Origin of the sequence: Abiotrophia defectiva ATCC 49176, assembly GCF_037041345.1 — a bacterium.
In the GTDB taxonomy this organism is placed as follows: domain Bacteria; phylum Bacillota; class Bacilli; order Lactobacillales; family Aerococcaceae; genus Abiotrophia.
This window is the reverse complement of record NZ_CP146287.1, coordinates 1,705,012-1,717,456: the sequence shown is the minus strand read 5'-3', so window position 1 is coordinate 1,717,456 and position 12,445 is coordinate 1,705,012. Positions and strand designations below refer to the sequence as shown.

The 12,445-nt window shown below is 48.1% G+C and carries 15 protein-coding genes; all 15 read left to right on the top strand.

The genetic code is table 11. From position 1 onward, the window contains the following. Window positions 1-8: 8 nt before the first annotated feature. The 15 genes from V7R82_RS07935 (at window position 9) to V7R82_RS07865 (ending at window position 12,389) form a co-directional block, all read left to right on the top strand. Entirely contained in the window at window positions 9-413 is a 405-nt protein-coding gene (locus V7R82_RS07935; RefSeq protein WP_338542374.1) for a DUF2634 domain-containing protein, read from the top strand. Continuing rightward, window positions 400-1,452: a baseplate J/gp47 family protein gene (locus V7R82_RS07930; protein ID WP_338542372.1), complete on the top strand. Its 1,053-nt coding sequence runs from the start codon at window positions 400-402 to the stop codon at window positions 1,450-1,452. The genes V7R82_RS07935 and V7R82_RS07930 overlap by 14 nt, the downstream gene beginning before the upstream one ends. A 67-nt stretch (window positions 1,453-1,519) precedes the next feature. Beyond that, window positions 1,520-1,963: a hypothetical protein gene (locus V7R82_RS07925; protein ID WP_338542370.1), complete on the top strand. Its 444-nt coding sequence runs from the start codon at window positions 1,520-1,522 to the stop codon at window positions 1,961-1,963. Window positions 1,964-1,978: 15 nt separating this feature from the next. Next, window positions 1,979-3,691 (top strand): gp53-like domain-containing protein, encoded by a 1,713-nt coding sequence (locus tag V7R82_RS07920; protein ID WP_338542368.1) that lies wholly within the window; start codon window positions 1,979-1,981, stop codon window positions 3,689-3,691. After that, a complete protein-coding gene (locus tag V7R82_RS07915) occupies window positions 3,691-4,173 on the top strand; it encodes a hypothetical protein (protein WP_338542366.1) in 483 nt (160 codons plus the stop codon). The genes V7R82_RS07920 and V7R82_RS07915 overlap by 1 nt, the downstream gene beginning before the upstream one ends. Window positions 4,174-4,225: 52 nt before the next feature. Next, window positions 4,226-4,447, top strand: coding sequence for a hypothetical protein (locus V7R82_RS07910; RefSeq protein ID WP_338542364.1), 222 nt, complete (start codon window positions 4,226-4,228; stop codon window positions 4,445-4,447). Between the two features lie 52 nt (window positions 4,448-4,499). Then, on the top strand, window positions 4,500-4,781 hold the full coding sequence (locus V7R82_RS07905; protein ID WP_338542362.1) for a DUF7365 family protein: 282 nt from the start codon (window positions 4,500-4,502) through the stop codon (window positions 4,779-4,781). Window positions 4,782-4,793: 12 nt separating this feature from the next. Continuing rightward, window positions 4,794-5,033: a phage holin gene (locus V7R82_RS07900; RefSeq protein WP_338542359.1), complete on the top strand. Its 240-nt coding sequence runs from the start codon at window positions 4,794-4,796 to the stop codon at window positions 5,031-5,033. After that, window positions 5,033-6,526: a glucosaminidase domain-containing protein gene (locus V7R82_RS07895; RefSeq protein WP_338542356.1), complete on the top strand. Its 1,494-nt coding sequence runs from the start codon at window positions 5,033-5,035 to the stop codon at window positions 6,524-6,526. The genes V7R82_RS07900 and V7R82_RS07895 overlap by 1 nt, the downstream gene beginning before the upstream one ends. A gap of 571 nt (window positions 6,527-7,097) precedes the next feature. Next, window positions 7,098-7,325 carry a hypothetical protein gene (locus V7R82_RS07890; protein WP_338542354.1) on the top strand — a complete coding sequence of 76 codons (228 nt, stop codon included), beginning with the start codon at window positions 7,098-7,100 and terminating at the stop codon, window positions 7,323-7,325. Next, window positions 7,291-8,061, top strand: coding sequence for a hypothetical protein (locus tag V7R82_RS07885; protein WP_338542352.1), 771 nt, complete (start codon window positions 7,291-7,293; stop codon window positions 8,059-8,061). Before V7R82_RS07890 ends, V7R82_RS07885 begins: the two co-directional genes overlap by 35 nt. A 160-nt stretch (window positions 8,062-8,221) precedes the next feature. Then, window positions 8,222-9,019, top strand: coding sequence for an epoxyqueuosine reductase QueH (locus V7R82_RS07880; RefSeq protein WP_298077864.1), 798 nt, complete (start codon window positions 8,222-8,224; stop codon window positions 9,017-9,019). After that, on the top strand, window positions 9,012-9,611 hold the full coding sequence (locus V7R82_RS07875) for a GNAT family protein (RefSeq protein WP_338542348.1): 600 nt from the start codon (window positions 9,012-9,014) through the stop codon (window positions 9,609-9,611). Before V7R82_RS07880 ends, V7R82_RS07875 begins: the two co-directional genes overlap by 8 nt. A gap of 210 nt (window positions 9,612-9,821) precedes the next feature. Beyond that, complete coding sequence (locus V7R82_RS07870; protein ID WP_291454773.1) at window positions 9,822-10,871, top strand: Gfo/Idh/MocA family oxidoreductase; 1,050 nt, start codon at window positions 9,822-9,824, stop codon at window positions 10,869-10,871. Window positions 10,872-10,913: 42 nt separating this feature from the next. Next, entirely contained in the window at window positions 10,914-12,389 is a 1,476-nt protein-coding gene (locus tag V7R82_RS07865; protein ID WP_338542345.1) for an HAD-IA family hydrolase, read from the top strand. Window positions 12,390-12,445: the final 56 nt, after the last annotated feature.

Sequence of the window (12,445 nt, the reverse complement as noted above, 5' to 3'; positions counted from 1 at the left end):
GGTGCACAATGGCAAATGATATTAACCGATTGCTTAGTCAAGTGACCGAAGTAATCAATGAAAAGCCGATAGAACCGTCTTTGACTCTTGACGAGACTAATATCTTTAGAGAGCTAGACGGCCTGGAGGCTTTGCAGCAAACAATCAATCATATCTTAACCACAGAGCGGTATTCGCTATCTATCTATGATCATAGATACGGCGTCGAGTTCGACCAGTACATCGGCCAGCCAATGGACTTTGTAAAGGCCGATATCAACCGGACAATCAAAGAGGCGCTTATGGAGGACGATCGAATTAACGACGTCCATAGCTTCGAGCATGACGTGCAGGGAGCCGAGCTGCGCGTTTCTTTCGTGGTTGAGAGCAAATTAGGAACTTTAACTGGGGAGGTGCAACTTGCTAAAGATTAAGACTTATGACGACATTATGGCGGACGTCCTCGGCAGATTTCCGGATAAATTCGACAAGCGCCAAGGCTCAACACTTTGGAACTTATGCGCTCCTCTAGCGCAAGAACTAGCTATTCAGTACGCGCAACTAGAGGACATGGAGCGCCAGTTCTTTCTAGATACCTCAGAGGGCGACTTCTTGACACGTCTAGCGGCTCAGTTTGGCGTGACTCGCTTGCCGGCTACATCGGCCATTAGAGAGGTCCACTTCCAGGAGCCAGTGCCAATTGGTACGCGCTTCTCAGTGGTAGACAGTACGCACAACTTCCGCGTCTTAGAGCACAAGCCAAGCGGTGAGTACCTGCTAATTGCAGAAACGCCTGGCAAGGAGGCTAATAGCGTGGATGGGTCGCTTATTAACATTGACGTGCTCCAGGAGTTCTCCGGCGCCATTCTTGGCAACGTGGTCGTGCCTGGTGAGGATATCGAGAGCGACGACGCCTTAAGAGTTCGAGCGACCAAGTACATTAAGACGCCAACTCTGAATGGTAATCTAGCCCAGTACGAGAAATGGGCTGACGAGTTCGAGGGCGTCGGCTCCGTATTTATGCAGCCACTCCATGCCGGACCGAACACGCTCAAGCTATCCATTACAAATGCCAATGGCGAGGAAGCTAGTCCAGAGTTAGTTAAGAGGTTTCAGGACTTCTTGGACCCAGAGCCTAAAGGCCATGGCAAGGGTGTCGCGCCAATCGGTGCTTATGTAACCGTCGAGTCAGTTGCTGGCCTTGGCGTTCGTATCGTTGCGGACATCAAGATTAGAGATGATGCGGACATTGAGGCTATCCGAGGGGCTGCACGTAAGGCGCTAGCCGAGTACCTCAAGACCGAGGCATTTCAAGAAAAAGAACTTCGCCATTACAAGATTGCGACCATTATTGACCGCTTAGACGGAGTTAAGGACGTAGACAATCTGACCATCAACGGTTCTAATACCTCAGTCGAATTACAAGCCGAAATCTTGCCGAAATTAAGCGAGGTGGTCCTCAATGTCGGATAGCAAACTTGTCAAGGATAGGATGCTAAACGCTAGTCCTATCCGAGATTCTAAAGTGGAGGCTCTTATCATGGCTCAAGTGCCAGAAGCGGAGCTTATCACTGACATAATTGAGGCCGAGCAGACGCTCTTATTTCTGCCATATGCAGACGAGGGCCATATTGCTCGTTGGGAGGCCTCGCTTGGCATGAAAGCCGTATCTATCGACCTTGAGGAACGACGCCGGTATCTAATGACGATTATCGGCTCGAAGCTAAAGGTATCGACAGACACGCTATCCGAACTATCCAAGCGGTTTACAGGCGTTCAGTCGTTTGTGACCGTTGAGGGGTCTAATATCAAGATACGGTTCCTGGGCGAATTACCAAAGGTATCGCTTAACCGATTCACTAACTACATTAAGACCATGGTGCCGGCCCACTTAGGCGTTGGCATGAATGTCGAGGCTCCGATGCAGAGCCATGTATACACGTATGCTAGCGTGCCAAGCCACAATAGCACACTCAAACTTTAAGAAAGGAGCCAATCAATGAGTAAATACTTTATTCAACCGGTCATTACAAAAGCCGGAAATGACGAGCTTGCGGCCGCTATCGGTAGCAACTCGCCTATCACTTTTACGCGTGTCGTCCTCGGCTCTGGACGCCACACAGGCGACCTAAAGGCTATTACCAATGTCAAGACGCCGGCTATTACTTTGCCGGCCTTACAGTCGGTATTAGCCGGAGCAACTGGCTTTCATGTCCTCGGTCGCTTAGATAACTCAAACGTCACTGCCGAGACTACCATAACCGAAATTGGCGTCTTTGCTAAAGTTGGATCGCGAGCGGAAGTGCTCTATATGTACACGAGCGCTGAGGCCGGAGACCTTATTCCACCTCGCCGTGAGGCTGTCCTGGTCCGAGACTACGAATTTGACGTTCGTATCGCCGACAATGGACAGCTAACAGTCCAATACTCCAATGACACACAAGCTATTTATGCCAAGCGCGCTGAATTAGACGCGGTAAGAGAAAAGGTTGACGAGGTAGCCAAGGCGTCTTATGGCAAGGCGGAGGGCCAGGCCTTAGCTGCTAAAGCTGAAAAAGTCGGCCAAGACCTAACGACCCACAAAGGCGATAAGTCTAACCCTCATGGCGTGACTAAATCGCAAGTAGGCCTAGGCAACGTGGATAACGTCAAACAGGCTAGCAAAGCCGAGTTTGATAGCCATGTTCTTAGTGCCGGTATTCACGTCACGACCTCGGATAAGGCTTTTTGGAATAGCAAGGCCAATGGAGCAGACCTTGACGGCCATACCAACAACAAGAACAACCCTCACGAGGTCACTAAATCTCAAGTGGGCCTATCTAATGTCGATAACGTTAAACAAGCGAGCAAGGCAGATTTTGACGCTCACGCCGGCGACAATAACCGCCACGTGACAACTGCCGAAAAGGCGAATTGGAATAGTAAGGCTAGCGGCATACACTCGCACCCTACTAACCAAATTGTCGGATTAGACCAAAAGCTAGCTGGCTACGACGGTCACATTGGCAACAAAAACAACCCTCATGGCATAACCAAGGCTCATGTAGGACTTGGCAACGTGGCGAACGTCGAACAAGCGTCTAAAGTGGACTTTAACGCCCTCAAGGCTAACTATGACCGCGAGGTTGGTTCACTCAATCGATACCGTATCAACAATGGTGGTGCTGCCAGATACGAGTGTCCTAAAGGAACTGACCTAGGCGCGTTTCTCAAAGGTTCGACCATCCCTGTTGGTCTATATGTCATTAAGGACCTCAACACGAACCGCTATCTGCGAGTAGTGAAGCAAGACGCATCTAACATCTATTGTGACTCCATCATGGGAGAGGGTCATTACATCTACGTAATCCACAACAACCAGGTGCTAGGCTGGCAACAAGACGGACCGGTTTCAGGCGAAAACAGCAATGGATACTGGACCAAGTTCCCAGACGGCACTTTGATTTGCTGGGGTCTGCCTCGTATTGATTATGGTGGTGCAGTCTACTCACCAATCAATACGATTACCTTCCCTGTGGCATTCGTAAAGCACCCAGGAATTAGCGTGACGCCTTATTTGCAACCGGCGTCAGAGTCGTACAAACGTTTACCGGGGGTCAACTTGGTAGACCAAAATTACAGGAACTTTAGCTTCACTGTAGGGGATAACTCCGGCGGTCGTGCCGGCTCTTACATGTGGGCCTATTGGATAGCAGTCGGGAGATGGAAATAATGAAGATTAGATTTACAGAGCAAATCGGCAATGGCGAGCGTGTTGCCTACGAGATTAACAACGCGCATGTCCTAAAGGTCTCTATCGCTTTGCCAGGGCAAGAGACGAGCGTCCAATTTATTGATTTATCCAAGATTGACCTGGATAAGAAGTGGTACTGCTCGGAGTTAATCCAGTCGGTCGAAAAAGTGGGGGACGACATTGGTGTGATACTTGTTCATGTCATGGCTGAGACGGACCCACCGCTTGAGAAAGCTATGACGGAATGGCACGAAGCTAAGACGTCAGACTTCGTTATCGACCAGCCTGTTAAAGAATTACAAGGACAGACCCAGGGTACGGAGGAGAGCCAAAGCGCCGGCCTCGTCACCGTCGAAGAAATGGAGCGACAAATCGCCATGGCGGTTGCTCGCTCTACTAAAGATATCTTAGAAACGGTGAACGCCATGATAGGAGAGGATAAAGATGAAGAAACTGCTTAAAGTCCTCTCTCTGCCAACCCTTGCTTATTTAATTGGAAAGGGGGTGAAAACTATGGCTAAAACACGTAAGAAATACCGTCTCACAGCAGATAGTCCTAATGTCAAAGGTTGGGTTTTTATGATTCAATCTGGGCTAGCGACTATCGACGACGTGCCGGACATGCTCAACTTGATTGAGTTAGTTGCTTCTATCTTGAAGTTGGAAGAAGTTAACGAACCAGTAGCAGAACCAGGCACAGAGCCAGGCCAAGAGGCTCCACAGCCTAACATCTAATTATTAAGGGGCCTATATGGCCCCTTTTAATTTTTAAGGAAGGGGGAAAAGTATGCCTGGGAGCACAAGTATCAGCTCTGAGGTGTTAGGATACATCATTGGCGTGCTAATTCCGGTTGCGGGTCTGTATCTGAACAACAAAAGCAAAATCACTGAACAGGAACACCGCATGACGATGATAGAAGCTGGTCAGAATTACATCCAAAAACTATCAGAACAAAACAGTCGTCGTCTCGATGATCATGATGAGCAGAACAAAATTACTTATCAACTAGTCGAGCAGATGAAAGCAATGAAAGAAGATTTAACTGAAATCAAGCAAAAGTTAAACTAGGAGGAATTTTTTATGAACATCAATCTAAAACTACGTTTGCAGCATAAGGCTTTTTGGGTCGCTTTAGTCGGCCTAGTTGTCTTATTAAGCCAACAATTAGGCGTTAAGATTTTCCCAGACAACATCGCAGACATCACGAACACAATCCTTGCAATTGGGGTGTTAGTTGGCGTTATCAATGACCCAACCACTGCCGGCCTTGGCGACAGTAACCAGGCTCTAGGCTATGACAAGCCAAAGGAGGATAACTAATGGCTAACTCGTTTATCGAGCAAATCGCGCCATTAGTCCAAAAATATCCGTCTAAGATATTCAATAGCATCACGATTGCCCAGGCTTGCCTTGAGTCGGCCTGGGGCCAATCTGACCTGGCGCGAGGCGGTAATAACTTATTTGGTATCAAGGCTAGCGCGCCTTGGACAGGGCCGGTATTCAACAAGGATAGCCTGGAGGAGCGGTCTGGCGTACTCAAGCCGGAGAACTCCGACTTTCGTTCTTATGCCACAATCGAGGACTCTATCGCGGATCATGCTAGCTTCTTCGAGAGTACTCCGCACCGTAAGGACTACTATAAAAAAGTCCTCAACGCGACAACGCCGGAGGAGCAAGCGCGCGCTCTTACAGGTACTTACGCAACGGACTCACGCTATGGCGACAAGCTCATTAAATTTATCAACGATTACGACCTTAAGCAATACGACGAGGCAAAGCCGGCCGTTGCGCCACAGGTCCAAGGAGGTTATACAAACATGCCAACTATCTTATTTGTAGCCGGTCATGGCGAAAAGCCAGACGGTAATTTCGACACAGGGGCCATTGGCTATATCGCACGAGGCGAGCATAAATACATGGAGGATATCTTCTTTCCGGCCATTAAAAACGCTCTGCCAAGCGGTGCTAATGTAGCGTTCTTCTCCGAGCATGACTGCTACACTTATGGCGATATCGCCAACCAAGCGGCTAAATATGGCTCTGATACCATTGTCGTTGAGTGCCACTATGACGCGGCTAATAGTAGTAGCGCGACCGGCGGACATGTCATTGTCTATAAAGGCTTTGACCCAGACGAGTATGACATTAAGCTCCGCGACGCATTGGCCGAGACTATCGGCGTGTTTCCTTACAATCATAAAGGATACAAAGGTATCTCCGGCCGCGACGACTTAGCCAATGCTAACCGGACCGCTAACTCTGGCACTAACTGGCGCCTAATCGAGCTTGGCTTTGGTACTAACCCAGACGACGCCGACTACATGATGAACCATGCGGACGAATTGGCCGGCGCTATCGTTAAGCACTTACTCGGCTCTACTAGCGGCGCAACTGCAGAAAAGCAACCAACCGGCTGGATCAGCAAGATTGAAAACGGCGTTAAGCGTTGGTGGTTCCGGAATGATGGCGGTTCTTACAAAAAGTCCGAGTGGTATGAAGAATACGGCAACGAATATTACTTCGACGAAGAGGGTTGGGCCGCTCAAGACGGTATTAAGGAAATCAAAGGTAAGAAGTACCACTTCAAGCCAAACTGCGTAATGTCAACTGGCTGGGTCCAAGTCGACGGCAAGTGGTATCACTTTAACGGTCGTGACGGTTACATGGAAACTAAGACCATGGTTGAGGGCAAAGACGGCCGCCTCTATTACTTAACCGAGGACGGTTCTATGTTGTCTAATACCGACGTCAAAGTTGCCGAGGACGGTTCGCTTATCGAGTCTGCTACCGGAAAACCAATCGGCACAATGTAGGTCTGGTATTTTGGACCAAACTAAATAAGTCCGGAAAACCGGACTCTCTTTTTATGACACCTCCCTAGGCTTCGGCCTGGGGGCTTTTTTTATTTGTCTTCAACCATTGCATATTTTGCAACAGTTGATTTAGTTTCTATTTTCGGTTTTGGGACGAAAAGTGTATTTTCATGTCAAAAAAAGTCGGCTAAATACATAAAAAAAGTGAATAAAAGTGTTGACTACCGCATAATAATGCGGTATAATTAAAACATAGAAAGGAGGAAAACGATATGGAAAGAAAGGAGGAGCCTGATGGCTAAGCACGACAAAAAGCCACTTGATAAAAAGTACGAGGTAACCATTGAACTAAACCTATACATACTTAAAATCAAGTGGACCATAAAGTGGGAAGCGTAAGCTTCCTACACCCCTCCGGGGGTTATGCTTAGTATATCATAAAAAACAGCGAAAATGAAGAACTTCAAAGTAGAATTCAAGATAGAGCGCACGAAGCCAGATTGGAAGGCTCTAATCGGATGGATTATCGTTATCGGCGCTTTGTGGCTAACGTTTAAGTAGGAGGTACAAAATGAAAGCAGAGCTGGAAAAAATCGAGTGGTTATTAGCTAACCACTCGGCCTATTCCATCAGCAAGGCGACAGGGATAGGCGACACTACCATCAGCCGATGGGTTACAGGTAAAACGCCTGTTGACGGAATGAGCTTAAGGCACGCAATAAAATTGACAGAGTACGCCAATCAATTATTAGGAGATGACAACAATGTGGACGACAGAGGAGCAAGCAAGACTAACTAAATACATGGATGGCGACTACGCTGACATATGCGAATGGTCCGCTTATATAGCTACTCCTAACGCGTTCAAATTGCCACATCCGGATTGGACTGTAGATAGCGTGAGCAGCGACGATAAAGCACTTGTGGCTAAAATCCATGATGCTATTGCTAGCCAACCAGTCTCAACGTCTCCGCTCTATCGTTTTGAGCGAGCATTCCACAACGAAGACTTATACACCGGAGGCCAAGAAGGTGACCTCATCACATTGCCCATCCGCTCAACTTCTCGCATTGACTTAATGGCCAAGATTGACCGTCAAGAAGGCGTTCAAGGACTGGAAAAGGACGACTACTACACGAATCCAAACGGAAACGACTATCGATTCATCGAGTACCGTTTCTTATCGTCTAAGAGCTTGGACATCTCAGCATACGCGCCGGAGGTTTATGCTGATCAGGCGGAAGAGTTAGTGGCTGGCACATACCGAATTGTAAAAATAGAAAATAAAGCGCGTCGTTACGGCGAGTTCGAAGAAACTCGTGTAAGCTATTCTGAGCTTGTTGAGCGCGAAGGTCTAACAGTTGAACATCGTGTGAGCAAGAAGGGAAACGAGATTGCCGCTTTCGAATACAACGGCAAGCCAATGACATGTCCTGCAGATAAGATGGACACAACCTTCGTGACTGAAGTAAAGGCTATCCCTAACCAGTTGCCACGCAAGGTCTTTTATCTCGAGTGGGTAAGTGACCTATAATAATATGACCCCATTTTGACCCCTGAAATTTAGAAAGAGGTCAGAATGGGGTCTTTTTTTGCGCATTATGAATAATAGGAATAACGTAAAATAGCCAATGCTATTTATTCGGCATTTATGGTATACTATAGGTAGATAAAGGCGGAAAGGAGATGAGGCCATGCACGCTAAGATTAACGCAGAAGAAGTCTTACGACGTCTGAAGAATCAGACCATTAACTATGACAAGGTCTTACGCAAAATGATTGTTAAATGGGAGGCCCAAGAAGACAAGCCAACCATTCTCTTGCATTCTTGCTGTGCACCTTGTTCGACTTCCACCCTAGAATTCCTCTGCCAACACGCGGAGGTGACCATCTTCTTCTCTAACTCCAATATTCATCCTAAGTCTGAGTATCAGCGCCGGGCCCATGAGCAGAAGCGCTTCATTGATCAATTCAATGAACGGACTGGCCATCAGGCGGGCTTTATTGAAGATGAATATCGGCCAGAAGTCTTTACGCGTATGGTCATGTTCCATCAATTGGCTGAAGAAGAAGAGGGGGGCGAGCGTTGCTCGGCTTGCTTTAATATGCGACTAGACCGGGTAGCTCAAGTGGCCCAAGAATTGGGCTTTGACTACTTTGGTTCGGCTCTGACCCTATCCCCTAAGAAAAACAGTCAGCTCATTAATGAATTGGGGCTAGAGGTTCAACAACTCTATGATGTTAACTACTTACCAAGCGACTTTAAGAAAAATAAAGGCTATGAGCGTTCAATCGTCATGTGCCGCGAATACGATGTCTATCGCCAGTGTTACTGTGGCTGTGTCTTTGCAGCCAAGCAACAAGGGGTGGACTTACGGGAGGTGAATAAGGAAGCCTTGGCTTATCTCAAGGATAAGCACGAGAATTGGGACAAGATTTCATTTAACTTTGGCAGGAGCAAGGCGAAGGAGGCCAAAGAAAACCATGATTAAGATATTTGGTGGCGTGGTGGACAACCACTTGCCGCGCGTGGAGACCAATCGCCTAGTCCTGCGCAAGCGGACCTTGGCGGACGCGGAAGACATGTTTGCATACGCCCACTTGGATAGTGTGGCTCAGGCGGCGGGGTTCCCGCGCATTCGGAGTCTAGAACAAGAAATTACCTACTTTACCCAAGTTTTTCCTCAAGAAATGAGTTATCGCAGGGTGCCGATTGGTTATGGCATTACCCTCAAGGGCATTGACCGAGTGATTGGCTCCATTGATTTTATTAATCGTCTGGGGCCAGATATCTTAGAGATTGGCTATGTACTGCATCCCACTTATTGGGGGCGGGGCATTGCACCAGAAGCTGTTTCGGCCTTTATCGAGGTGGCTTTTGGCCTACTGGATCTCTACAAATTAGAGGCATCCTGCTATAGCAGTAATGAACAGAGTCAGTCGGTTCTACGCAAATGTGGCTTTTCCCTAGAAGCATGTTTGCGGGGCAGACATCAGTTGGATGATGTCCGTATCGATGATTTACGTTATGGCCTACTTAAGTCAGACTGGGCTCGTCGTCGCGAGCGCGCTTCTTATGCATAGGCTAAAATGGAACCGGTACTGTCTGGTGGCGCGTTACCAGACAGGAAAACCAGGCTAGAGTTCAAGCTCTAGCCTGGTTTTTGTCTTTTGGGACAGAGAATAGAAAGCGCTTGTCGGTAGCCCCAATCATTGCGTATAATAGAAGTAATTAGCAACTTATGTCAGCTTAGAAAATACTATTTCTCGTCACTAGCAAAAGGAGGCAATGCTATGACCACTCAGCCCCTCACTCTGGCCTATATCGGCAATGGCAAGAGCACCAACCGCTATCACCTACCCTTTGTCGATCAACTGCCCCATTTGTTTCGGGTCAAAAGCGTCTATGTTCGGCACTTTAATTTTGCTTGGCCTAAGCGTCAAGGTATCCACTATAGTCAAGACTTAGCGGCTATTTTAGCAGACCCTGAAGTGGACTTAGTAGTCATCACGACGCCCTTGGACTCCCACTATGACTATATTAAACAAGCTCTCCTAGCAGGCAAACACGTTCTGTGTGAGAAGCCCTTTTTAGCGACCGCCCAAGAGGCGCGCGAGCTCTTTGGCTTGGCGGAAGCATTAGGCCTACACCTAGAGTGCTATCAAAATCGTCGCTATGATTCGGACTACCTCACTAGCCTAGCGGTCATCGAGTCGGGCAAGTTGGGTGATTTGCTGGAAGTTGAAATGCACTTTGATTACTATCGACCAGAAGTTCCGCAAGGGCAGGAAACCTTTACTCTCAATTCGAGTTTTCTCTACAGTCATGCCTGCCATACCTTAGATCAAGTGATTGCTTATTTTGGTCGACCTGACCGGGTGGTCTACGATGTTCGATCTCTTTTAGGCCCCAATCGGATGAATGATTACTTCGACCTGGATCTCTATTATGGTCCCCTCAAGGTTTCTGTTAAATCCTCCTACTTCCGCCTAGAGGAACGGCCTTCCTTCCAACTTTATGGTAGTAAGGGCTCCTTTATCAAGGCAAGCAAGGACCGCCAGGAGGAAGACCTCAAGGCCTTCTATATGCCAGACCAGCCTGATTTTGGTTTGGATAGGCCTGAGCACTATGGCATTCTGTCTAGTCTCAATCAAGAGGGGCACCTAGTCCAACAAGCCATTCAGAGCCAAAGGGGCGATTATGGTCGCGTCTATCAGGCCCTCTATGCCACACTCAGAGAAGGAGCCCCCCGTCGCGTTCAACCGCAAGAGACCCTGCTGCAGTTAGAAATACTAGAGTCTGGTATTGCCAGTCTGAAGGCCAGTTGGCAAGCAGCCCCTTAGTATTCAGCAAATGACTTAATTTAAGAAAAGGAGTTGACGCGCATGGCCAACTTTATCTGGGACCTGGACGGGACCCTCATTAATTCCTATCCCCATACCATAGAGGCGCTAGCTCAAACCTATCAAGACTTTGGACTCAGTTTCGATCGAGACATGGTAGCATCCTATATTATTGATTATTCCATTCGTGACCTCATTGCCAATTTAGTGGCATCAGGCCAGGTGGACCGCGACCCTTTTGTGGCCAGACTTAAACAAGCGACCGCTGCTCGGGACGGGCAGATAGGTCCCATGGAAGGGGCGGATGCCACGCTAGCTGGCTTGAAGCAAGCAGGCCATCGGCATTTTGTCTACACCCATAAGGACAAGGCAGCCTTCCAAGTTCTGGAACGATTGGGGTGGTCTGACTATTTCGATGAGGTCATTACCATTGAAGCAGGTTTTAAGCGTAAGCCTGACCCTCAAGGGGTGCATTATCTCTTAGCTAAATATCAATTGGATCCGGCTCAAACCTACTATGTTGGTGACCGCGACCTAGATATTGAGTGTGCGCTGGCTGCCGGTGTAGGAAGCATTAACTTTATCGGAGCAGAGACTAGTCAGCAACGCGTCATGACGCAGTTAAAGGATATTCTAGATTGGTTTGTGCCTAGTTATGGCCCTGTTACACCGGAATTTCAGGCTAAGTTAGCGGCCTCTTTGTCAGCTCATTTGACACCCTTGGACCATCTGTCACTTAACGCGGTATTCCGGGCCGACTTGCCTCAGTATCAACGGCGCTATTTCGTCAAGGTGTATGCGGAAGTAGACAAGTTTAATCGGGATAAGCTAGGTCTTCTGGCTATCTGGCCCGATTGGTATGTTGCGGATCTGGTCTTAGAAGGACGCCATGTTCTCATTCAAGACTGGCAGGAACTAGACCCAGTGGGGACGCCAAGCCTTGAAGATTTGGGTAAGCTAGGGGAGCTCTTAGCCCAAACACATTTGAAGCTCGCGCCTTTAGCTGATCATTTGCGGCGGCAACCGCCTCTTAGTCAGCAAGTAAATAGCTGGCACCAGGATTTACTAGGCAGCTCTGAAGCGTCAAGGCTGGCACCCCTCTATGACTTTTTCAAAGCTCGTTTTGACCAAATCGATGCGGAGTATGCCAACCTTCCGCAAGCTGTTCTACATGGGGACTACTCTTGGCGTAACCTCAAGCGTAGGGGAGATGAGTGGGCGGTTATTGACTTTGAACGTCTTGTAGTCGATATTCCCTGGCGTGAATTAGGTAAGCTCTGGCTACGTGAAGTCAAGTCGACAGAAGAACGCCAAGCCTTTCTAGCGGGCTACCGCAAGATTCTGCCCCTGCAAGAGCCAAGCCCCCTGCTAGATGCCTGCCTATCCTTCCAATTGGCCCAAGGCATCTACCGTTATGTTCTCAAGGTCGATGATTGGGAGTTCCGTCAGATGGCGGATGAGGTGATTGAGGATGTTCAAGCCTGGTGCGTGAGTCAAGGATTGGATATGAGTAATTAATTTTTTACCACAGCTCTCAATTTTTTGCTATAATATTCACTAGAAGAGGTGATGGT

Coding starts and splice junctions, on each gene's coding strand:
- V7R82_RS07935 (WP_338542374.1), top strand. CDS start 9: ATGGCAAATGATATTAACCGATTGCTTAGTCAAGTGACCGAAGTAATC.
- V7R82_RS07925 (WP_338542370.1), top strand. CDS start 1,520: ATGGCTCAAGTGCCAGAAGCGGAGCTTATCACTGACATAATTGAGGCC.
- V7R82_RS07920 (WP_338542368.1), top strand. CDS start 1,979: ATGAGTAAATACTTTATTCAACCGGTCATTACAAAAGCCGGAAATGAC.
- V7R82_RS07915 (WP_338542366.1), top strand. CDS start 3,691: ATGAAGATTAGATTTACAGAGCAAATCGGCAATGGCGAGCGTGTTGCC.
- V7R82_RS07910 (WP_338542364.1), top strand. CDS start 4,226: ATGGCTAAAACACGTAAGAAATACCGTCTCACAGCAGATAGTCCTAAT.
- V7R82_RS07905 (WP_338542362.1), top strand. CDS start 4,500: ATGCCTGGGAGCACAAGTATCAGCTCTGAGGTGTTAGGATACATCATT.
- V7R82_RS07900 (WP_338542359.1), top strand. CDS start 4,794: ATGAACATCAATCTAAAACTACGTTTGCAGCATAAGGCTTTTTGGGTC.
- V7R82_RS07895 (WP_338542356.1), top strand. CDS start 5,033: ATGGCTAACTCGTTTATCGAGCAAATCGCGCCATTAGTCCAAAAATAT.
- V7R82_RS07890 (WP_338542354.1), top strand. CDS start 7,098: ATGAAAGCAGAGCTGGAAAAAATCGAGTGGTTATTAGCTAACCACTCG.
- V7R82_RS07885 (WP_338542352.1), top strand. CDS start 7,291: ATGTGGACGACAGAGGAGCAAGCAAGACTAACTAAATACATGGATGGC.
- V7R82_RS07880 (WP_298077864.1), top strand. CDS start 8,222: ATGCACGCTAAGATTAACGCAGAAGAAGTCTTACGACGTCTGAAGAAT.
- V7R82_RS07875 (WP_338542348.1), top strand. CDS start 9,012: ATGATTAAGATATTTGGTGGCGTGGTGGACAACCACTTGCCGCGCGTG.
- V7R82_RS07870 (WP_291454773.1), top strand. CDS start 9,822: ATGACCACTCAGCCCCTCACTCTGGCCTATATCGGCAATGGCAAGAGC.
- V7R82_RS07865 (WP_338542345.1), top strand. CDS start 10,914: ATGGCCAACTTTATCTGGGACCTGGACGGGACCCTCATTAATTCCTAT.